We start from the raw sequence: 20,853 nt of genomic DNA on the forward strand, positions 1-20,853 counted from the left end.
GGCTACTCCTTCACCATCGTGGACCACCGGTTGCCGACACCGGCTGCAGCTGAGATCGGAGCGCCGGTGAGGCCCGCTGGGATGGGGCGTGGACTGTTGTGGGCGGCCTCTGATGCAGCGACCTTGTCAGCGTAGGGGCGGTCGCTGATGGGTACTGTGCGGAGCAGGACAGCCCTGGCACCGGAGCCGAGCATCACCGCTCTGCCCTTGGGGAGAGCGGCAAGGTCGGCCACCGAGAGGATGTCGTCGGTGGAGTCCTGCCGGTTGGTGGAGCTGCCACCCTTTTGGCGGGAGGTGGACACGGCCGTGTACCGGTATTGGCCGATGAGGTCCGAGAGCATCTTCAGGAACTGTTCTTCCTTCACGTTGCCACCGTAGGTGAAGACGTTCGCTGTGGAGAACAGTTTCTTCATGCCGGATTCGCCCCACACATCGACGCCCTGAGACCAGGACTGCAGGAAGGTTGAGACGACGATTCCACGAGAGCCGTAGTGGCTATACAGGTCGGGCAGGTTCCCCCACCGGCAGACGTTCGCCGCCTCGTCCAGGACGCAGACCATGGGGACAGCGAGTCGGCCGCCGCGCTGGGTGACGGCGTATTCTTCGGCAGCAGTTGCGGTGGCTACCGTCAAGGACGTAACGAGGGGCCCGGCGGTCCCAGCGCCTTCCTTGGACAACGCGTAGAGCGTGTTTTTCCCCCGCACGAAGTCTTCCGGGACGAATTGGGGTCTGCGGTCCCCTGGCCCGGTTGGGTTCACCCAGGCAGCGATCTTCTCGTTCTTTAGGCAGGACGCCATCTGCCGGGCGGTGCCGTAAACGCCTTCGCGCTGTTTGTCAGGTGTTGCGATGACACCACCGACGGAGTCGGCTTCCTTGATCCATCCGGCTTCGTCCAAGAGACGGACGGCTTCGTCATTCGTTGGACGGGAAAGCCAAGTGTGTACTCGTTCGATGGGTTGTTTGCCGACGGCGGCGGCGAGCAGCAGACCGGCAAGGAGGTCTTTGCCGGCGGTGTCGAAGTAGGCATCGCCTCCTTTCGCTCCGACGGCCCGTGAGCCGAGCGCGAAGTTGTTGGCCATTTCAGCGGCGCGTTCGCTGTCGGTGACGTAGGTCAGTGGGTTCCACCACCAGGTGGGTTCCTCCGTGGCGACCCCTTGTGGGTCGAAGACCCAAACTTCTCCCTCTTCGGCGCGGATGTCGCGGGTGAGGTCTGAGAGGTCCCGCTTGTTCGAGGTCGCGATCACCGGACCCGGGGCTTCGATGATCGATGGCGCGGCCTGGGTGGTGGTCTTGCCGGTACGGGTGCCCCAAATGTGCAGGAGGGTGTCCTCCCAGGATGCGTAGAGCGTATTTCCACCGCGGACCATGCGCCCGATCATCACGCCAGGAGTGTTGACGCCGAAGCGGGCTGCTTTGGCGCGGACCTGCTTCTCCGTGAACGGCCCGACGTCTCTCAGCGAGGCCATGCGCGCCGCAGCACGGTCGTGCTTGACGGCCTTGTTGCCTTTGCTGATGCTGCGGGCGAGGAAGAGTGCGAAGAGTGCAAGCAGGAGGACGCCTGCTGCGGTCAGGAGGTAGATTTCCGTGCTGCGCCACGGCAGGTCACCGGTGAAAGTTCCGAGGGCTCGTGCCCAAAAGTCAGCGGGAAGCCCCTCAGGGCGAGGCGCCAGCTGGTGACCGAACGTGTTGAGACCATACAACGCGGCGGGGACTCCGATGAGGGCGGTGACCAGCAGGGCCAGAAGTGCTGTTTCTCCAGCGGATCCACCCTTGTGTTTGCGGTCCAGTGAGCTCACAGTTCGCCTCGCTCCTGGGCGGCGGTGCGTTTGGCTTCGTGCCACTTCTTTTCGGTGTCGTGCACACGGGACAGTCGCTCACTTGGGGTGAATTCCATTCTGAACGGGATTCCGGCGCGGGAGCCGACCTTGATGAAGAACTTTCCCTGGCCGGGCGGCGGCTCCGTCGTGCGGTCGTCGTAGTACCAGGCGGCATTGTCGGCGTCCTGCAGCCACGCGGTCAGCTCCTCATCCGTGAAGGTTGCGTCATCTGTGCGCTGGAAGACGTCGTCGTTGCTGTAATGCGTCTTTTCGTCCTTGGAACGGTTCCACGCCGGCGGGTCCTGCCAAGTCGCCAGCTGCTCCTGCTCGCGGACGCTGAGCTCTACGGACTGGGTCAGCAAGGGCATTTCCGAGCGGGCGAGCCCTCCAAGGATTTTGATGCCGCAGCGGTCCATGATGCCTTTGGCCTTATGCCGGTCAGCTTCATCCTTGACCGCCTGGAGGTCAGATGGGGTGTGGGAGGCCATGATCTGACCGACCCCCCACTCACGGTTCAGCCGGGTGAGGGCGTTGACCTGGTCGACGATGCCGGGCCCGGCCGCGAGGGTGTTCCACAGCTCGTCAAGGATGATGAGGAACCGTTGGCGTTCGATCACCCCGTCGTCGGCGAGCATGTTCGAGGTGGTGACGGTTCCGATGCCGGCCGCCCAACAGGCCATGAGGGTTGCCGCCCGCAGATCGGTTTCCGTCTGGGAGATCCTGGACAGGTCGAACACCATCGGTTTGGTGGCATCGATCCGGTGCGTTGAGGGCCGCGAAAACATGTCACCGAACGCGCCCGCCCCGCAGAGGCTGTTCAGGGAGGACTCGAGCCCTTCGGTGATGGAGTCGTAGCGTTCGTCGTTGCCCCGGTCCAGGGCCACCTCCCGCACCTCGACATGCCGGTCTTTGAGGACCTGGCGGAGGTCGGACATGACCGGGATGGTTCCGGCGGCATTGTGCCGGGATTCAAGGACGAGGAGGCACCGGTCAAGGATCGCGCCCTCACGCTCATCGAGCGGTGTCTTGCGGAGGATCGCGATCAGCGCGGCGATGGTTCCACGCCGACGGGCGTGCAGCTCGGTAAGCAGCTCCTCACGCTTAGCCGGCGACAGACGCTCGGTCGCCGCCAAGGCACCTGCATCATCGAGCGGATTGATGTGGCCGACCCCGCGCCCCAACGGCAAGGGGGAACCGCCAAGCTCCTCGATCATGCCCACATGCTCACCCTTGATGTCGCCCAGGATCAGTGGATTCACGCCGAACGCACACAGACCGATAGCCATGCGCCGCAGGAGGGAGGACTTACCCAGTCCGGGGTTGGCCATGACGAACGCGGAAGGATTCGAAATCAGCCTGACGTTCTTGAACCACGAGATGGGGTCGCAGCAGACCGGTTCGTTGGACAGGAGGTTCCGGCCGAGCGGTACACCTTCAAGGGGTGCGCCGCCGCCCATCGGGAACGGGTAGAGACCACACAACTGGTAGTTCGTTCCGCGCATCTCCCGCACAGGATGCAGCAGTTGCGCTTCGCCCAGTCCCCTGCCTTTGAAGCCCCTCAAACCCGGCAGCTTCCCAGCTGATGATGTGGACCGGGCATGTTTCTTCCCTGCACTCTTGGCAGGTTCTCGTGGATCGGTTGACCTTGCCTGCGGGGGTGCTGCTGCTTTATCAACGCTCATCAGAGTGCGTCCCTTACGGTCTTGGGTAGTGCCAGGTGATCTGGAATGACGATGCCTAGCGGCAGGCCGGCTGCGAAGGTCGAATCCTGTGCGCCATAGGCTTCCTCGAGACGGATGCGGGCAGATGCACCGAGGTTTTCGATGGCGGCTTCAGCTTCGGGTAGGTCCTGCTTCGCGCGGACGGTCGCGGTGACTATCATCGCGAAGTTGAGCAGGCCCGCTCCATCGGCTTCCTCTTCGGCTGTGGCGCGGGCGGCCCTGGTCTCACGGGTATCGCGTGACGTGGCGCGGTTGCGTGAGGAAGCGTTGAAGGTGGCCGTGTTGACGTCGTTTTCCACCAGTTGGGCTGCACGGGCGGCATCAATCGGCCGGTACAGCATGGTGACGCGCTTGCGAACGACTTCAGGGCTCGGCGCAACCAAGGCCTGCAAAACATTCGCCTGAACCGTGGAACGGGGCGGCACGGACATTGCCCACGACTTCGACCACGCATTGTTGTGGTGGTAGCTGTCCCAGAACGTATCGGCCGCCTGCGGGCCGACCTCGCTCCAGTTCAACAGCGGTGCTTTACCTTCAGCGTGAGCCCTATCGAACAGGACCGCCTCGGCAGGGTCATAGGCCACCCGGATGACTTCGCAGAGTTCCTGTGCCGTTAGCGGCGTTGCGACGCCGGCTCCAGTATTGCTGAGACTCGCGGTGATATTGGGCAGGCGTGCCGCCAGGTCGTTTGCGACCTCGTCGGCCTTCCGGATGCGACCACCGGACCGCAGCGCGGCGCGGAAGGTCACCGCGATGTAAGCCCGGGTCACCGTGGCGCCGGTAGGCAGCGCGGCGACGGTCTCCTGGATGACGGCCCGGGCGAATTCGGGTGCGTTCGGATCAATACGGCTTTCGACCTTGCGGGCGAGGCGGAAGCCGGAATCCGGTGCTGTTTCAATCGTCACCGAGGCTGCGGTCAGGCCAGGTTCGTCGGTGAGTATGCCCAACCAGTGCGACCACCGGTCCACCCACCGGTTGATCTGCTCCTGATCCACCATGCCGCCACCGTCCGGTTCGGACCCCAGAACCACCGTGTAGTGGCTCCGTTGCGGGAGGTGCATGAGAGCGAACGGCCGCCCGTACGCGTCGGTGTGCTCGCTGATGGTCGATCGCGCCGAGATACCCGGCAGCGTGGTCGTCCCACTCGGCACTCGGCTCACAGGGCCGGCACGATAAACGTTGGCTCCGGTGTACTGGGCGTTCATCCACCCAAACCGGCGGAATATACGCTCAACCATCGTCCGGCCATGCTTGTTCTTCTGCATTGACAGCAGGAGAACCACAGCGATGACGGCTTCGAACAGGAGGGCAGCCGCCCACAGGTTGAGCATCATCAAAATGACCCCGCCGATCACGCCGAGGACCAGGACGATAGTGCCAGCAGTCGACAGGCCGGCCAGGCCCTTGCTGGTCGGCACCCGGTAGTTGCCATAGACGCGAGGGCGAACGTCGACAGTGTCAGCTTCGGTTTGCGCCATTAGGGCCATCCTCGTTTCCGGTGGTGCTCGAAATTTCCTTCTTCATCTGCTGTGCCTGCTTCTGAACCTGCGCAGCACCCTGCTGCAAAGCAGCCCCAGCGATACCCGCGGCACCACCAGCAGCCCTCACGCCAGGCGGGCTGGTACCGCCTCCACCGCCCGGTGCGGACCCTGCCCCGGACCACTCGGCCCCTGACTCTCCGGCAGCCGCCGGAGACGATGTTGCTGGGTTCCCCGAACCGCCTTGAGCCCCACCGGAAGAGCCTTGCCGGGCCTCCTCCTGCACAGCCCCAGCAACGGCCTCGCCGCCTTTCTTCGCTACCTCAGCGGCAGCTACGGCAGCTCCAGCAGCCGGAACCGCTTTAGCTGCGCCACCAGCTCCCGCGCCTGACCCCGCGGAACCGGACGACGAAGCCCCTTCGGCCCCACCAGAGGACGGTCCACCCGGCGAGGGTGGTCCCCCCTGTGAGGATGGTCCTTGTTGCGGAGTTGGGGTACTCCCGAAACCCTGACGGCTGCGTGCCAGCCGCGACGCACCCTGCGGGATCGCTGCACCAAGCGCGGCCATCCCCATCGCATTACCGCCGCCGCCCGAGGACGACATCGCTCCCAGTGCAGGGCTAAGGAATCCAATGAGCACCGGAAGCGCGACGACGGACGCGATGATCAGGATCAGACCAGCGGAGAACTGCAAGAGCCCTTGTCCGGAGAAAAGCCCGGAAGTCGTCAAAGTGATGCCGGTTGCATAAATGAGCGCAGCTGCGGGCTTGTAGAAGGCGAAGGCCAGGGTCCACGCAACGATCTTGCTGAACCAGGTCTTCCCTGTTTCCGTATTCATGAAAGCCGCCGACAGCGGAAGAACCCCGGCGATCAGGAACAGCATCGCGGTCCGAAGCACCATCAGCATGATTTGTGCGATGTTGATGCACACCGCGATGATCCCGCCGATGATGATGAGCATCTGGTTACCGCCTAGAAACACGGCGGCCTCCCCCGCGCCCGGGGCGATTCCCAGCAGGATCTGGACATCGGATTGGAAGTTCTCGCCGATGCCGGCGTCGATAATCTGCTTTGCCAGAGCGTCCGTCGCCTTGAGTAGAACGTTCAGTAACGCGACCCCGGAAGCGGTCACGATTGCCAGCGTCAGCAGCCCCTTCAAAAGCTCCTGGGCCGGTTCACCGCGCTGCGTCCACACGATCCGCACACCAGCAACAACCATGCTCAGCGCGGCCAACGCGAGGGTCAGATAAAAGGTCTGGTCCTGGATGAAACCAACGGCCGGGGCGGAAGACGCTGCGCGTTGCGGAACGATGAATCCCGCGAGCGAAGTTGCTCCACCGATGAGGGCGGTCGCTCCGAAGAGAAGTGTTGCCTTGTTAACGAGGTCTGAACCATCGCCGCGGCGGGCGTTGGTTACCAAGGTGATCGCCAGAAGGATGATGGAGATCGCACTGATTCCCATACCGATCCACGTCATGTACCCGAGGAGAGTTCCAACCTGATCGTTGAAGGCACCTCCAGCGGGAGCCTCAGCGGAACCCGTGGCCGCTGTTGTCAGATCCGGAGCATCGATTGTCGTCCATAGTGTGCCAAGCTCGGCGATTGTGCTGATGAGCGCGGCGGTCACCGCATCTGCGATAGCTTCCAGCGCATCACTGGCTCCGCCGGCAACAGCATCCTGGACACCGTTTCGCAGTTTGCAAGCGGCGTCATACCACTGGCACTCTTCTTCAGCCACTGACTGGGCCCCAAGGGACATATCCGGAAAGATCGGTAATCTGCCCGTCGATCGGGCCGCCCGACCCATCGGTGTCTAGGTTGAAGTGCCAGTCTCCGTCACTCCAAACGACGTCGGAGGCAGTCGTTTGATAGATCTTTCCTTCGCTGCTATCTGCGGCGAGGACGACTTCAACAGTTGCCCGTTCGGGACTGTAAGACAACAACCGAAAACCGGCCACTTCGATTGGAACTGAGGACGTATTTCCGCTCTTAAGACGGTCCTCGAGGGAATCTATGGTCCGCTGTTTGCCGGGCCCCTCAAGCACTAGAGCTCGGGTAGTTTCCATCAGCAATTCGGTGTCCCCACTTGCAGCGAGCATGCCGGTCACCGCTAAAAGAGCTCCTTCTGGCGTGTGGGAGTAGCACGAGCGGACGCCCGTTTGTTCGTCGACGAGACCGGGTCCGTGTTCGGCGGACTTTGGGGCTGCGATACCGCCGAGGAACTCCCACTCCACGTTCTCGGGTGCAGTGGTCATGGTTGTTCCCCCGGTGGCGTTCAGTCCGCATATGGAACCGCCAGTCACTGACTCCGCTGCTGTCGCCGTGGGTGCGGACGTTTGTGGTTGTGCCGGCGGTGCAGCGTCTGTTTCTTCGTTATTGCCGAGGAAGGTGAAGAGGATGATGCCTGTGCCGATCAATAGGACGACGGCTATTGCGGAGATGATGAAGGTGGGTTTGGTCCACCAAGCATTGTCGGTTTCTTCTGCTGTTTCCGCCATGGCTTCTCCTGTAGGTGAGACTGGTTTGTCGGTTGATCAGGCGCCGGAAATGAAGGTAATGAGTGACGCTCCGCCGGTGACCATCGATACCGCGAGGACGATCTTGATGACGCTGGAGATTTCCTCCGTGGTTTCACCACGGCGTGCGTCGAAGGCCATCTTTCCGCCCACAACCAGCAGTCCAAGGACGCAGACGCCCAGCGCGATCCACTTTCCAACGCCGACCATGCGGTTCCAGGCTTCACCGATGCCCGGAGGTGCCAGCGGGTCGGAGTCGGGCAGGGTGCCTGCGTTGATGATGACGTCCTGGGTCATAAGAAGCAGTTCCATAGGTCTAGTCCCCTTTAGCTCTGATGGTGGTGTTGATGACCTCACGGAGTTTGGTGAGGACGTTTCTTGGCTCGCGGGCCAGTGACTCGGGGTCAACTGTTCCTGCGAGGCGAAGCTCTTCTATCCAGGGCAGAACCCATGTCTGTGGGACACCGCCGGCTGTGATGCGTGTTTGGTTGTGCAGTGCCTTCGGCGTTCTGCCCGGGGCGTCCGCAATCACCACAAGTCCATGCAACGTGATGGTCGGGTGCGAGCCTGCAGCCCAATCACGCGCAGCAAGCTGGGCGGCTTTCAGGCCACGGTGGTTCTGGCGGGCCACCAGGAAAACATGGGCAGGCTGGACGGATGGGTTAGCGGCGGAGCGAGAGGGCCAGCGATGGTGACACGGCACTCCCCCAAGTAAATCGGCCAGAGTGTTCTCACCGGCTCCGCCGTGTGCGCCGAGCCAGAACACATCCGAATCATCCGTGAGGAATCTGGCCATACCCTCACCAGCTGCCAGGCCGAGAAGGCCCTGTTGCGGGCCGGCGACACCTCTCAGAACCTCTACAGCGTCGCGGATCTCGGTTTCTGTGACCATCGGAGCGATAGCAGGCTCCCGCGTGACGTAATCGCTCCAGCGATTGACCATCTACTTTTGCCCCCATAACGACCATAGACTCGACCTTGACCATAGTAGACACGATCTGAGGCGGATTCCTACTAAATGTTTACTTTACTTTACGTTAACTTGCTTTTCAGTCATATAGTGTATGGTCCTGACCATGGAGGTTGGGGTGGTCATAGTGTCTAAGGCACTGGACGACCTCTTTGATGCTCTGCCGCCACGGTTGAGTATTGAGCAGCTCACTGACCTTCTCGGGCTCTCCGATAAGCAGGTGACGTATCGGTGGCTGCGTGAGGGTCGGGTCCCGGCTATCAAGCTGGGCGGTTCATGGTTGATCCTGCGTGACGATGTCAAAGAGCACCTCAACAGCCACTACAACATTCCACGATCCGGCGCTCCGGCGGCGATCGAAGGAACTCCACCAGACGACGTTTAGGGGAAAAGGCGATGGCGGAAGCTTTGAGTAGGCCAGTATGCACAGCGACGATCGGTGACGATGACACCGTCATGGTTGTGATCGATGGAGTCGAACGGCAGTGCGATTCCATGCCTGAAGCGATCACCTATCTTGCCGATACGGCCAAGGATCTTGGCCGGCCCCTCAAAGTGACAGCCATCGACCCCTCCTCCCCCACCAACCCGGAGTCCTTCCTGATCGTCGACGTTGACGGTTCAGTGGTGGAAGACTCCTCCGTGCGGGTTAAGCGCCCATCCCGGCGCGGGACGCCGCACGCGGCCCAATCGGGGGCATCCGGATACTCGGACACCCCAGGTGCAGGAAACGTCGCCGTGGACGTGACTACCGCCGATGAAATCCCTCTCGCCGAGCAGGTCACTGTTGAGGAATCCGCGCGGAACGAACCAGCTCTGGCCGCCGCCGAAACTGAACTCGCGTCACTTCCGGCGGCAGCACAAGCCGCAGCTGCGGCTTGTGCCGCCGTCCAGGTCGAATCCGACGACCCACGCATGCGGCTGCGGCCGGAAATTCCGGCCGAGAAAGCGCTGACCCCTGCCCGGGAGGGATGGCGGGGTTGGTCGAACGCGGCGTTCAAGACCCACCTGGCACCAACGGGAGCGGAGCAGGCTAACCGCGACCGGCGCAGCCGCATCCAGCGCCCCCTGGATTCACACCGCACAGTCGCGGTTGTCCAGCTCAAGGGCGGGGCCACAAAGACAACGGTCGCCTATCACCTTGCGGCGACCTACGGGCGGATCCGTGGCGGCAACATCCTGGCTGGTGAGTTCAACGAGAACCAGGGAACACTCGGGGAACGAGCCCTCGCTGGTTCACACGACCGGACAACCCTGGACCTGATCCGAAACCTGGGCTCGGTAACCCGCCGTACCAGCGACCTCGTTCGCTATGTCCGGCCGCAGGGCGATGACAGGATTCACGTGCTCGCCTCCCCACCAGAAGGAGCTGACCGGCGACGGGTCGACGGTAACTCCGTCAAGGCCGCACATGATGTCCTGCTCTCGCTGTACAGCCTGATCCTGCTCGACACAGGAAACTCCGCCCAAGCATCGACGTGGCGTGCCGCTGTCGACGTCGCAGATTCCCTCGTCTTCGTCGCGCAGAACAAGGCCGACGACTGCCGGCTCCTCGAGGCAACCGTCGAGGGAGTCAAAGCAGAAGGGCACGGCGACAAGCTGGCGCGGTCGATCCTCGTGGTCACCAACACGGCCCAGCCCAACGCTGAACGCCTGGCATGGCTGAAGGAATACGGCAAGACGATCGGCCTCGCCGCGATCGCTGTCGTCCCATTCGACCGCTCCCTCCAAGAGGGCATGGCCTTCAACTACGACATCCTCAACCCAGCCACCCGGCACGCGTACGAATCGGCCACCGCCGACCTCACCGACCAGCTGTAAAGCCGAGTACAAACACGTCTCAACGGGTTAGGGAACATGTCCACGGGGAAAGCTTTAGGATGCGGTGCGGTCGCGCTCTTAGTCGCGCCTGTCGGCGCCGTCATGGCGATCGTCTTCCTCACCACGAGCATCGCCGAGGACGAGGAAGCACAGGAGCTGGAGCGCGCATCCTGTGTTGTCGCCGACGAGGGGAACGGCTCCGTTCCCACCGTGCCCAACGGGTGGGGGCCCCTCGTTGAAGAAGCCGCCAAAGTGGCTGGCCTTCCCACCAGTGTGGTCGCCGCGCAGCTGGCCCAAGAGTCAGGGTGGAAAGAAGACGCCCAGAGCCCGGCAGGCGCGCAAGGCGTAGCGCAATTCATGCCAGCAACCTGGGCCAGCTACGGCAACGGCGGAGACCCGTTCTCAGCAAGCGATGCGATACCCGCCTACGGACGCTACATGGCCGCCCTGATGAAAGAAGTCCAAGCGCTGGCCGGGGACGACGCTGACCTCCTCGTGCGTCTTACCCTTGCCGCGTACAACGCCGGCCCCGGCGCAGTACGCGAATACGAGGGAATTCCGCCCTTCCAGGAGACGCAGCAGTACGTCAACAGCATTTTGGACACCGCGCAAAGCAGCTTCTCCGTGGAATGCAAGGCATCCACCGGAGCCAGAACATGGGACGGTGACCTCGGAGACGGGGAATGGACCACTCCCCTGCCCGGAGGGAAGTTCACGTCCGGGTACGGGCAACGCAACGTACCAGGGCTTCCCGACTGGGCACAGAACCACGTCGGTGTGGACATCGCCACCCCCGGCGCCGGACACGGCGATGGAGGAACCGTCATCGCCCCAACCGACCTACGCATTACAGGGTTCAACGACAAAGACGGATGCGTCATCGCCAAAGAGAACGGCGACGACCCGGACTTCGGATTCGCCTTCTGCCATCTCAACGACTACGCCGTCGACAAAGGCGACAAGCTCCAACGAGGTGACGTCATCGGGACCGAGGGCAACAAAGCCGCCCTCGGATCCGTCCCCACGCACCTCCACCTAGAGATCTACGCTCCCGACGCTCCCGATCTCGTCCTCCCCTATGAGGGCTACAACATCGACCCCGAACCCATCCTCAAAGAAAAAGGAGCGTGGCCCCAGTGAGAGACTCTCGCGCATACCTATCGGCCGCCCGTATCTGCCTAGCCCTGCCCCTCACCCTCACCGCCTGCGGCCCCAGCGAGGACCGCACCGGAGCGTCACCCGAGATTCCTACCCCGGCCACCTCCAATGGGGATACTGGCGAGCCCACACCGGGCGAGGGCAGCTTCATTGAATCGACAGACGCAGACCGCACGGACGCCGATTCAACGGCAGAAGTCACGGCGCTGATGCTCCACTCCTGGGACACCACGACCGACCGCACCCAAACGGCAGCGGCCATCCGCGCTAAATCGCTGATGAATGAGGACTGGGCCGCCCAACAGGTGGAACCCGAACGGAACGCAGCCCAAGGTGCCTGGCTCGAACCGGCCCAACACCAGGCATACAGCTCCCCCTCCATCGTTCCGGCACCGAGCGACGTCTCCAAAGACATCGCCGAGGACAAAGCAATCCGCGCCTACGACGTCCGCTGGCAGTGGGAAAGCCGAAACGGAGAACAACTCACCGCCACCGGCCAGCGAATCGTCACCATCTACCTAGAAAAACACGACGAACGTTGGTACGTCGTAGGGCACCAGTTTCAGGACATGAGCCAATGAACCTTGTATTGGAAGAATATCGGCTCCGAGAAGGCAGGATACCCGCTGCGACGTTCTCAACCGGCGCAGGAAATAGCTGCGACACGCTGGTGCCCTCCCGGAATGCTGTAACAGTTAACGCAAGAATCGGGGTTATGGCACTTCCAGGACGTACTAGACGACAACGACCCACCAAAGGCGAGCGTCATCTCATCGGTGCGCGCCTTCCCATCGCCGACGCCGTGAAGCTGGCTGACGTGGTTGAAGCCAAAGGAACCACCGTGAGCGAGTACGTCGCGGAACTGCTCCATCAGCACCTCTCGACGGTTGAAGTCGACCAGATTAATCACCAGGAGGCCTTGCCTATCGCTAGGGCCAGTTAAAGCAGAAGGCCCGCCGTAGGCGGGCCTTCGTATCAAGTTATTCAGCTCTTCACCGCGTCTCCGGCAAGTTTCCCGGTGAAGGGCTCCAGTTACAGCACCCATTTTCGGGTTCCGTTACCTAGTAGAGAGTGTACACCGGATGCCTTTGGGCTCACCAGATTCGCATGCGCCACGCCGTGAGACACCACCAAACCATGCGTGGGTACTAGCGCCGCTGATCGCGGGGCAACCGGTATATCGAACCGGACGCTGGATTGGCGACCGCTTCCAATACCCGCGTACACGCACACCATCGCCCATCACCAAGAGTGTGCCCCGGGCTCCCGCAGCCGTGTTGGTACACAGCACCGATGGATCAGTGCGCACGCTGTGCCTGGATCTGGACACGTCGAAAGCGCGCAAAGCCGTCGTAGATGATGACGCGGACAAGCTGGGCGAGCTTTTCAACAGATCTGGTATCCGTTACGTCGAAGACTTCTCCCCCAGCGGTGGAAGGCACATCTACGTGCCGTTGCAGGAGCCCATGGCTGCAGATGCAGCTCGAGAACTTATTGAAGCACTGATGTTCCACGCCGCAAGTCTCGATCCAGGGCCCCACCAAAACATCACCGACGGCTGTATTCGTGTGCCGGGCTCTGCCCACAAATACGGTGGGCACCAGGTGTTGCTCACACCGCTTACGGAAGCGTACGACACCTTAAAGAGGCGAAACACGGCCAGTGCCATCAGCGCATTGCACCAGATATTGGCCCCTGAAATTCGCAGACTTCAGGCCACACGTCGACGTATGCAACGCCTTATACCCCCCAAGTCACGCACAGCACTCGCGACTAACACCGCTGTAAACGGGCAGCACTCGCCCTTGCGTTCAGTAGCTCTTACAGGTCTCTACGACACTGAGCGCTACGCCTCTGACTCCGAAGCCCGCATGGCGGTTCTAAACCACTTCGCCGCATGCAACTGGACGCTAGAGCAAGTACGCGCAGGCATGAATGAGACCTATCCAGGGCTCACAGCCCTCTATGGCTCCAAGGTAGACCGCCTGCTCGCCCCCGAATGGCACAAAGCGACCTCATGGATCACGGAAAAACAACTCTCCCAAACACATCGTCAAAAGAATGCTCATAAATACAACACAAGCCCTACAAAACCCACGGGGGCTACCTCGGTCTCTGTCCAGCAGCTAGTGAACGACCTCGAAAACATCCTGTACGCCGTTCTTGACCAGAGGTTCGCTCAGCGTGGACGGTTGGGAATTAGTCTCAAGTTCCTATTCCGAGCAGTCCTCGCATACATGCGCACTAACCAGACCAATGTTCTCGATGTCGGTTGTCGAACATTCGCTGTCGCGCTGGGCAAGGATCACGTGACGATCGCCAGGCTACTGCCGGCCCTAGAGCAGGCCACCACAGGGATTCTCACCCGCATCGAACGAGGCCGCGGGAAGAACGCCGACAGCTATCTAATTCATCTTCCTCAGGAATTTGAAGCCCTCGCCCGACAACTCACCTGGCGCAAGGGGAAGATTCATGCGGTTCGGCCGGTATTTCGCGTTCTTGGAGATCTAGCTGCACTCACGTACGAAGCTATCGAACGCGGCCGCCACTCCCCCACTACGGCCGAACTGGTGCGTACTACTGGGTTTTCCCGAAACGCGGTCACGACTGCTCTAGCGGAGATGGAAAGTCTGCAGATGCTTCGCAGACACCACGGCCGGTGGGAGATTATCGCTACGACCAATTTGTCGGCCCTGGCAGAACGACTGGGAGCAACAATCGAACGCCAACAACAAATCACTAGGTATCGCCGGGAACGAGCGCGATGGCATGCTTGGTTAGACCGACACACCGACGGGACGGTAGAAGAATCTGACTTCTATGACCCTGAGTCTGAGGAGTACTGGCTACCGCCATGCGACGAGGAAGAGCTGCAACTTGCGCTATGGTCTGCAGCTTAGTTCTCATAACAGACTCTGTTAGTCACAAACTCACGTACTGACAGACAATTCATTGGCTATCAGCGCTGTGAATCTGTTAGTACGTTACCCCGTTAGTCACGTAATAACAGACTCTGTTATTACGTGACTAACGGGGTCTTTTCTATCCGCGCACCTGTGGGCCCCCCTTGGAGTTTCTCCAAAGGCGAGAGCAATCACATTCGTATCGGTCCAAAATGACAAACTCTGTTAGTACGGTAGTACGGTAGTACGGTAGTACGGAACTGACAGACTGTCGGCGCGCCTCCGTCGGCTTACGGCTTCGAACGGCGACCATGGGGCTAAGGAGGAAATATGCCACAAGGATTAGATCGCGTGATCGCCATAGTGAATGGCAAAGGTGGGGTAGGAAAGACGACCATCGCAGCGAACATCGGAGGAATGCTAGCTGCAAGCGGATATCGGGTGTTGTTGGTCGATATGGATCCGCAGGGAAATCTTGCCGAGGAGCTCGGCTATACGGACGCCGATACGAACGATGACGGGATGGCCCTCGCGCAGACACTTGTGTTTGGTTCTGAGGCACAGCCGGTGCTGGGCGTCAGGGAGAATCTGGACGTGCTCATGGGTGGATCCCATTTGGACATGGCGGCAGCAGGTTTGACTCTGAAAGCCCAGAAAGACCCCGCCATAGCCAAAGCAGCCCTGGCTCAGGGTCTCGAAGGCTTAGCCGAGAACTACGATCTAATCTTCATCGACTGTCCTCCCGGGCAGGAAACCCTCCAGCAAGCCGCTCTCGCGGCCGCACGATGGGCAATGATCCCAGTTAAAACAGACGCATCGTCGCGCAAAGGACTTCGAGATGTAGCGCGGCGTCTTGACGCGGTTGTTGCCATCAACCCTGACCTGGACCTCCTCGGCATCGTGCTTTTCGGCGTCAACCGATCCGCCAAGCGCGTGTCCGAAAGCGCTCGAGAGGCGATCCGGCAGGATCTCGGATCAGGCGCCCCCATATTCGCGACATCCATCCGCCATGCTGAAGCAGCGGCACAGGAAAGCCGCGAACGTGGACTCCTTGCATTCGAGCTGGAGGAAGCAGTGCTCGCTGCTCCTAAATGGTGGGAGTTGCGGCGGGGGAGTGGCCAACAGCATGACGGGCCCCGATCCAAGAGTGCCGTCGGAGTCGCTGAAGACTTCCAAGCACTCGGTGAAGAAGTTGTTGCTCGCATAACCGAAAGCGAATCGACCTCCATCCCGACAAGTGCAGCCGGAGCGGAGAGCTAAATGACTACTCAACCAACCCGACGCACCCTTAGCGGTCTGGCGCCCAAAGCGACGAAGACGGCTGGCCTAGATCGCCTCATCAAAGCCAACCGACCAACGCTGACCCAGCCCGAAGACACTACGAAGTCTCTACCTACTCCCGAACCATCCGCTTCTGCGCCGACCCCTGAGTCTGACGTAGTTACAGACTCTGTAACTACGTCAGTACCGAAGTACCTACAGATGCAAAGACGCGAAGCTCGCATTCACAACGAACAAGCTGACGCGCTCACCCTGCTCACCCGGCGGCTCAACAGCGAGCGGCGCCTGCCGAACGGCACTTCCGTCGGCGAACGCATCACCGATAACACCCTCATCCGCGTCGCTATTGACCTACTTCTTCAACGCGAGCACGAAATTCAGGGGACAAGTGAAGAAGCAATAGCCAGAGGTCTAGGTTTGAAACCACGCCGTATCGGCAGGTAGCACACTCCGACGCGATCCCGACCCCGCCCGCCCAATGGCCACACGCCGGGCGGGCATCGTCGTTTAGAAGGATTGGTCCTGCGCTCCGCTTTTGCCTGACCAAACAGACGCGCGTTTTGCTGCTGTCCTTCGGATTGTGCGTGCCTGCTCCGCAGTGTCAACCGGCTGGCGCCGGCTGCGGGCACACCAATCCTGTCCGGCGCTCCTACCGTCGCTTATTTCCTCCCAGGATTGGCGCACCCCTGGCACCTACGGCGTTGAGCACTGCTCCGTCAGGCACAGCTGCGCGTTGCTCCGCCAGCAGGCAAAACAACGACGGGGGAGAGGGGCAGCTGCTGGTACACCACAGCCCAGCTTCCCCACCTGCGAAAGAGGAGCACACATCTCATGACTGTTCTGGAAATGATCGACCCGGCCACCCTGACCATCGACGCGAACGTCCGCGCCGACGTCCAGCTCGATAAGGCGTTCCTGGCCTCCATCAAGGAACACGGCGTCATCCAGCCCGTCGTCGCCCACCGCGGCGAGGACGGGGGAGCGCACGTCCTGTACGGGCAGCGGCGCACCCTCGCCGCCGTCGAAACCAAACAATCCCTGATCCCGGTGTACGTGGTGGACAGCCTCACCGAAGCGGACCGGCTGGCCAAGCAGGTCGTGGAGAATGACCACAGGCAGGCTCTGACCGATCATGACCGGGCCGAAGCGTTCCACCAACTCTCCCTGCTCGGGGTCTCGGCCACGCAGATCGCCCGGAAAACCGGGGCGAAGAAAGCCACCGTCGACTCGGCGCTGAAAGTCCGCGCCAACGACACCGCCACAGCAGCCCTCGCCAACGGCATGACGCTGGAGATGGCCGCCGTCATCGAAGAGTTCCACGGCGATGAGGACGCGATCGTCAAGCTCGAGCAGGTCGCGGACCAGAACCCGCAGGGCTTCGACCACACGGCCCAGCGGCTCCGCGACGACCGGACGCGCGCCGCACTGATCGCAGAAGCCACAGCGGAGGTAGAAGCGCAGGGTCTGACGGTCGTGGACGAGGACGTGTCCTACTGGGATTACAAGGGCGCCATGGCCCGCATCACCGATCTGCGCACCAGTGAGGGTGAACCGCTCACCGTTGAAGATGCCGACGCCGCGCACATCGGCTGGTCCTATCTGGGCGAGGTCCGCGTCACCTACATCAACACCGATTGGAAAGCCGCAGGCTTCACCAAACCCGGCGCGGCACGGTCAGGGAAGATGACCGAGGAGGAAAAAGCCGAACGGCGCACCGTGATCGAAAACAACAAGGCCTGGGACGCCGCCACAATCGTACGCATCGAGTTCGTCCAGAAGCTCCTGAAAGCCAAAACCACACCCAAGGGAGCGCTCAAATTCGTTGCCCAGTCCATGGGATCGCACGGGTACACGGTCGCTGACGGGCTGTCCAAGCACAGCGGTTTCGCCGCCGAACTGCTCGGAGCCACCGACGAATACGGGGCATTGACCGCGATCACCAGCAAGGCGACCGCGAAGCATGAAACCAACGTCCTCGCCGTGGTCCTGGCTGGGTTCGAGAAGAGTCTGTCCCGCGCCTCATGGCGCAACCCGTCCAGCACCGCCAGCCACTACCTGAACCAGCTCGCTGTCTGGGGTTACACGCTCAGCGACGTGGAAACCCTCATCACCGACCACGGAAACACAGAAACACAGGAAACTGTAAACACAGAAACCAGTTCCACCAATGAAGCCCCGACGCCGGGGGAGACGTTCGAGGACGTCCGGACGGGTGAGGAAGAACTGATCGCGGAGGAAACCGGGTACGCCGACGCGAGCTGACCTAGGGGAGCGGTGCCCCTGCCACCTTCGGTGGCAGGGGTGCTGCCCGGCCCGGACGGAGCCGGCCCAGACGAATGACCTGGTGACTCGCTCGCTCGTACCAGGAAACGGGCCTCACTACGTTCGGGCTCGCGCTCGGAGTCAAGAATGTGAGCGGCCCTTCGCTTCGCTGCGGCCTGATACGCCGGGCGCTCCTACGTCACGCCCGGCAGTTGCTTCGTGTTTTGCTGCTGTCCTCCGGATTGTGCGTGCCTGCTCCGCAGCGTCAACCGGCTGGCGCCGGCTGCGGGCACACCAATCCTGTCCGGCGCTCCTACCGTCGCTTAGTTCCTCCCAAGGATTGGCGCACCCTGGCACCTACGGCGTTGAGCACTGCTCCGTCAGGCACAGCTGCGCGTTGCTCCGCCAGCAGGCAAAACAACGACGGGGGAAAGGAAAAACCCACCTGGTACATCACCGGGCAAAACCCTCCCCACCCTGCGACGAAGGAGCACATCGTGAACACCACCAACCAGCCACAATCCCGCCAGGACGCGGTGACCCGTTTCGTGTCCGTCCCCGACACAGGCCGGACCGTCACCATCGCCGGGTACGCCGCCCCCGTGCAGGAACTGCGGGAAATCACCGAGTACCGGGAACCGGGGAAACTCACCGCCTGCAACCTCCTGCTGAGCGGGGACAACCCACACCGGGACCGCGCCCGCGCACGGTTCACCATCGACACGACCACCGGCCTCATCAGCCGCTGACTACCCGGAAAGGACACCGATCATGACCACCACACGCCTGCTGACCCGTACCGTCACCGCCGACACCGAAGAAACCATCACCGTGCCCGCGCTGCCTGCCGATGACAGGACCGGCGACGGGTACGACTGGATGAACACGCTGAACGGCTCCGGCTGGGTGCCGCTGCCCGGGTGGGCGAGCGAGGGCTGGGACGCCGGGGCCTGGCCCTACATCATCTTCACCGTGGCACGGCACCGCGACGAGGTAGGGGAGCTGTTCGGGTACGGCACCTACGTGGAAGGCGACACCCGCGCCTCCTGGTACCGCTCCCAAGAGGCATGCTTCGAAGCGATCACCGAGGACGTCTTCTTCCACTGGAAATCCGGCCAGTCCCACGGACCCCACCACCTCCCCATGACCGCCGCCGGGCTGCCCGGCGGGGACCGCCGGCCCTACAACCCGACCAGCTAACCCAACCAGGAGGGGGATGGTATCCCCGCCACCTTTCTGGTGGTGGGGGTGCTGCCCGGACCGGACGGAGCCGGCCCGGACGAGAAGGATCCTGGTGACTCGCCCGCTCGCACCAGGAAACGGGCCTGCGCTACCGCTCCGGACAGTAGCTGCCGTCGGCTCCTGCGTCGCCGTCGGCAGGGGTTCTTGTGGTTTTGCTGCTGTCCTACGGATTATGTGTGCCCGCTCCACCGGGTCAACAGCTGCGCTGCTGCATCCGCCCAGAAGGTGTCCGGCGCTCCTAAAGTCGCTTATTTCCTCCCACCTTCTGTGCTCCTTTGCCCCTGCCGGGGTTGACCCGGCTCCGTCGGGCACAAGCAAGCGAGCTTGCCAGCAGGCAAAACAACGACGAGGGGAGAGGGCGACTGCTGGACCACCACAGCCCGAAACCCCATTCTCTGCGACTAAGGAGCATCACATCATGATGGGAAAGACCCCACTGTCTGTTTCGTCCCCGGCCGACATTCTGGCCTACGTCCTGCACACCCTCGGCTTCACCCCGCAGGATTCATTCGTGTTCCTGACCATGCACGGCAAGCAGCTCGGCGCGACCCTGCGCCTGGACGCCCCCGGGCCCGAGGTCAGCCCCGCCCAGTACGCGGCAACCGTCCGGCATTACCTAGCCCACGATGGGGAGGCGGACGGGGTCCTGTCCATCGCCTACACCGACCGGGCCACCATCGACGGCACCAAACCCTACAGCGAGCACTCCACCGCCATCGACAACGCCCTTGACACTGCGGGAACACCGATCCGCGACAGCTGGTTGGTGACCAGTGAGCAGTGGGAAACCTACTTCTGCCAGGACGCGGACTGCTGTACCCCGCGCCCGCTGGATGAGGTCACCGACAGCATGCTCAACGCCCACCTGATCTACGAGGGCTCCAACCCCACCGCCGGGACCATCACCATCCCCGACTACACCGGGAACACTCCGGAGACCCTCGACCGGATCGGGGACATCATCACCGGCTGGACCATCACCGACCCCGCCGACTGGACCGCTCCGGTCATGACCGGATGCCGGGCACTCTGGCAGGAAACCCTCGGCACAGTCCCTGACGAGGACACCGCCCTGCACCTGATCGCGGCCCTGCACGCCCCGGCGGTACGGGACCGGATCATCGCCGACACCATCAGCACCGACGACGACCCCGATACGTTCGCGCAGGTCGTGATCGGACGCTACCCCGCACGCCCCGACTGGGACCGCGTCGACGCCACCCAGAACCTCCTCACCGGGCTCCTCTCGTCCACGCCGTCCGAAGCACGGGCACCGTTGTTCGCGTTCCTCGGCTGGATCCACTGGTACAAGGGCCGCTCCTCCATCGCCGCCCAGTACCTCACCACAGCACAGGACACCGACCGTGAGCACCGGCTCACACAGCTCCTGACCCAGCTCGTGAACACCGGAACCCTCCCCGTATGCGTCACCAGCAAGGACACCGCCTACCAGCGCTAACCAGCAAGTCTAGGGTTGAAGAGCTGGGGCAGGGAATGGAACGGGTTCCCTGCCCCAGCTTCCCCCTGGGTGCGCGGCGGCGGCCTCCCCCGCTGGCGCACTGAGGAAAGATGGGTTTCAGGTGGCAAGGGAGGGGTTCCTGACTTACCCGCTGCGTGACGGCTGGCATCTCTTTCGGTGCTTGCTGGTCTATGAGGAGACGTGTCGGCTCGCCTTCCCTGCCAC

Annotated in this window: 19 protein-coding genes; 12 read left to right on the forward strand and 7 right to left on the reverse strand. The window is 62.2% G+C overall.

Annotation, left to right across the window (positions count from 1 at the left end):
- Positions 1-2: 2 nt before the first annotated feature.
- The 7 genes from P4U43_RS06470 to P4U43_RS06500 all read right to left on the reverse strand — a co-directional run bounded on the left by P4U43_RS06470 (position 3) and on the right by P4U43_RS06500 (position 8,424).
- A complete protein-coding gene (locus tag P4U43_RS06470; RefSeq protein ID WP_277357987.1) occupies positions 3-1,796 on the reverse strand; it encodes a type IV secretory system conjugative DNA transfer family protein in 1,794 nt (597 codons plus the stop codon).
- Complete coding sequence (locus P4U43_RS06475) at positions 1,793-3,379, reverse strand: ATP/GTP-binding protein (protein ID WP_277357988.1); 1,587 nt, start codon at positions 3,377-3,379, stop codon at positions 1,793-1,795. Before P4U43_RS06475 ends, P4U43_RS06470 begins: the two co-directional genes overlap by 4 nt.
- Before the next feature lie 119 nt (positions 3,380-3,498).
- Positions 3,499-5,016 carry an SCO6880 family protein gene (locus tag P4U43_RS06480; RefSeq protein WP_277357989.1) on the reverse strand — a complete coding sequence of 506 codons (1,518 nt, stop codon included), beginning with the start codon at positions 5,014-5,016 and terminating at the stop codon, positions 3,499-3,501.
- Complete coding sequence (locus tag P4U43_RS06485) at positions 4,997-6,775, reverse strand: hypothetical protein (protein WP_277357990.1); 1,779 nt, start codon at positions 6,773-6,775, stop codon at positions 4,997-4,999. The genes P4U43_RS06480 and P4U43_RS06485 overlap by 20 nt, the downstream gene beginning before the upstream one ends.
- The gene (locus P4U43_RS06490; RefSeq protein WP_277357991.1) at positions 6,747-7,514 is read right to left on the reverse strand and encodes a flagellar basal body-associated FliL family protein; all 768 of its coding nucleotides are present in this window, start codon (positions 7,512-7,514) and stop codon (positions 6,747-6,749) included. Before P4U43_RS06490 ends, P4U43_RS06485 begins: the two co-directional genes overlap by 29 nt.
- A gap of 36 nt (positions 7,515-7,550) precedes the next feature.
- Complete coding sequence (locus P4U43_RS06495) at positions 7,551-7,844, reverse strand: hypothetical protein (protein ID WP_277357992.1); 294 nt, start codon at positions 7,842-7,844, stop codon at positions 7,551-7,553.
- 4 nt (positions 7,845-7,848) lie between these two features.
- Positions 7,849-8,424, reverse strand: a complete 576-nt coding sequence (locus tag P4U43_RS06500) for a DUF6668 family protein (protein ID WP_277357993.1) — start codon at positions 8,422-8,424, stop codon at positions 7,849-7,851.
- 196 nt (positions 8,425-8,620) lie between these two features.
- On the opposite strand from P4U43_RS06500, the gene P4U43_RS06505 reads away from it, so the two are divergent.
- From P4U43_RS06505 to P4U43_RS06560, 12 genes are all read left to right on the forward strand, one after another.
- Entirely contained in the window at positions 8,621-8,887 is a 267-nt protein-coding gene (locus P4U43_RS06505; RefSeq protein WP_277357994.1) for a helix-turn-helix domain-containing protein, read from the forward strand.
- Positions 8,888-8,910: 23 nt separating this feature from the next.
- Positions 8,911-10,323, forward strand: coding sequence for a P-loop NTPase family protein (locus P4U43_RS06510; protein WP_277357995.1), 1,413 nt, complete (start codon positions 8,911-8,913; stop codon positions 10,321-10,323).
- A 36-nt stretch (positions 10,324-10,359) separates the two neighbouring features.
- Positions 10,360-11,463, forward strand: a complete 1,104-nt coding sequence (locus P4U43_RS06515; RefSeq protein ID WP_277357996.1) for a transglycosylase SLT domain-containing protein — start codon at positions 10,360-10,362, stop codon at positions 11,461-11,463.
- The gene (locus P4U43_RS06520) at positions 11,460-12,062 is read left to right on the forward strand and encodes a hypothetical protein (RefSeq protein WP_277357997.1); all 603 of its coding nucleotides are present in this window, start codon (positions 11,460-11,462) and stop codon (positions 12,060-12,062) included. Before P4U43_RS06515 ends, P4U43_RS06520 begins: the two co-directional genes overlap by 4 nt.
- A gap of 134 nt (positions 12,063-12,196) precedes the next feature.
- Positions 12,197-12,424 (forward strand): hypothetical protein, encoded by a 228-nt coding sequence (locus tag P4U43_RS06525; RefSeq protein WP_277357998.1) that lies wholly within the window; start codon positions 12,197-12,199, stop codon positions 12,422-12,424.
- Positions 12,425-12,782: 358 nt separating this feature from the next.
- Positions 12,783-14,381 carry a hypothetical protein gene (locus P4U43_RS06530; RefSeq protein ID WP_277357999.1) on the forward strand — a complete coding sequence of 533 codons (1,599 nt, stop codon included), beginning with the start codon at positions 12,783-12,785 and terminating at the stop codon, positions 14,379-14,381.
- A 333-nt stretch (positions 14,382-14,714) separates the two neighbouring features.
- On the forward strand, positions 14,715-15,644 hold the full coding sequence (locus P4U43_RS06535; RefSeq protein WP_277358000.1) for a ParA family protein: 930 nt from the start codon (positions 14,715-14,717) through the stop codon (positions 15,642-15,644).
- 222 nt (positions 15,645-15,866) lie between these two features.
- On the forward strand, positions 15,867-16,109 hold the full coding sequence (locus P4U43_RS06540) for a hypothetical protein (RefSeq protein WP_277358001.1): 243 nt from the start codon (positions 15,867-15,869) through the stop codon (positions 16,107-16,109).
- Positions 16,110-16,496: 387 nt separating this feature from the next.
- Positions 16,497-17,927: a ParB/RepB/Spo0J family partition protein gene (locus P4U43_RS06545; RefSeq protein WP_277358002.1), complete on the forward strand. Its 1,431-nt coding sequence runs from the start codon at positions 16,497-16,499 to the stop codon at positions 17,925-17,927.
- Between the two features lie 497 nt (positions 17,928-18,424).
- On the forward strand, positions 18,425-18,676 hold the full coding sequence (locus P4U43_RS06550) for a hypothetical protein (RefSeq protein WP_277358003.1): 252 nt from the start codon (positions 18,425-18,427) through the stop codon (positions 18,674-18,676).
- 22 nt (positions 18,677-18,698) lie between these two features.
- Positions 18,699-19,127, forward strand: a complete 429-nt coding sequence (locus P4U43_RS06555; protein ID WP_277358004.1) for a hypothetical protein — start codon at positions 18,699-18,701, stop codon at positions 19,125-19,127.
- Positions 19,128-19,587: 460 nt separating this feature from the next.
- Entirely contained in the window at positions 19,588-20,628 is a 1,041-nt protein-coding gene (locus P4U43_RS06560; protein ID WP_277358005.1) for a DUF4192 domain-containing protein, read from the forward strand.
- The last annotated feature ends 225 nt before the right edge of the window (positions 20,629-20,853 follow it).

This window comes from Arthrobacter vasquezii (assembly GCF_029455255.1).
Taxonomy (GTDB): domain Bacteria; phylum Actinomycetota; class Actinomycetes; order Actinomycetales; family Micrococcaceae; genus Arthrobacter_D; species Arthrobacter_D parietis.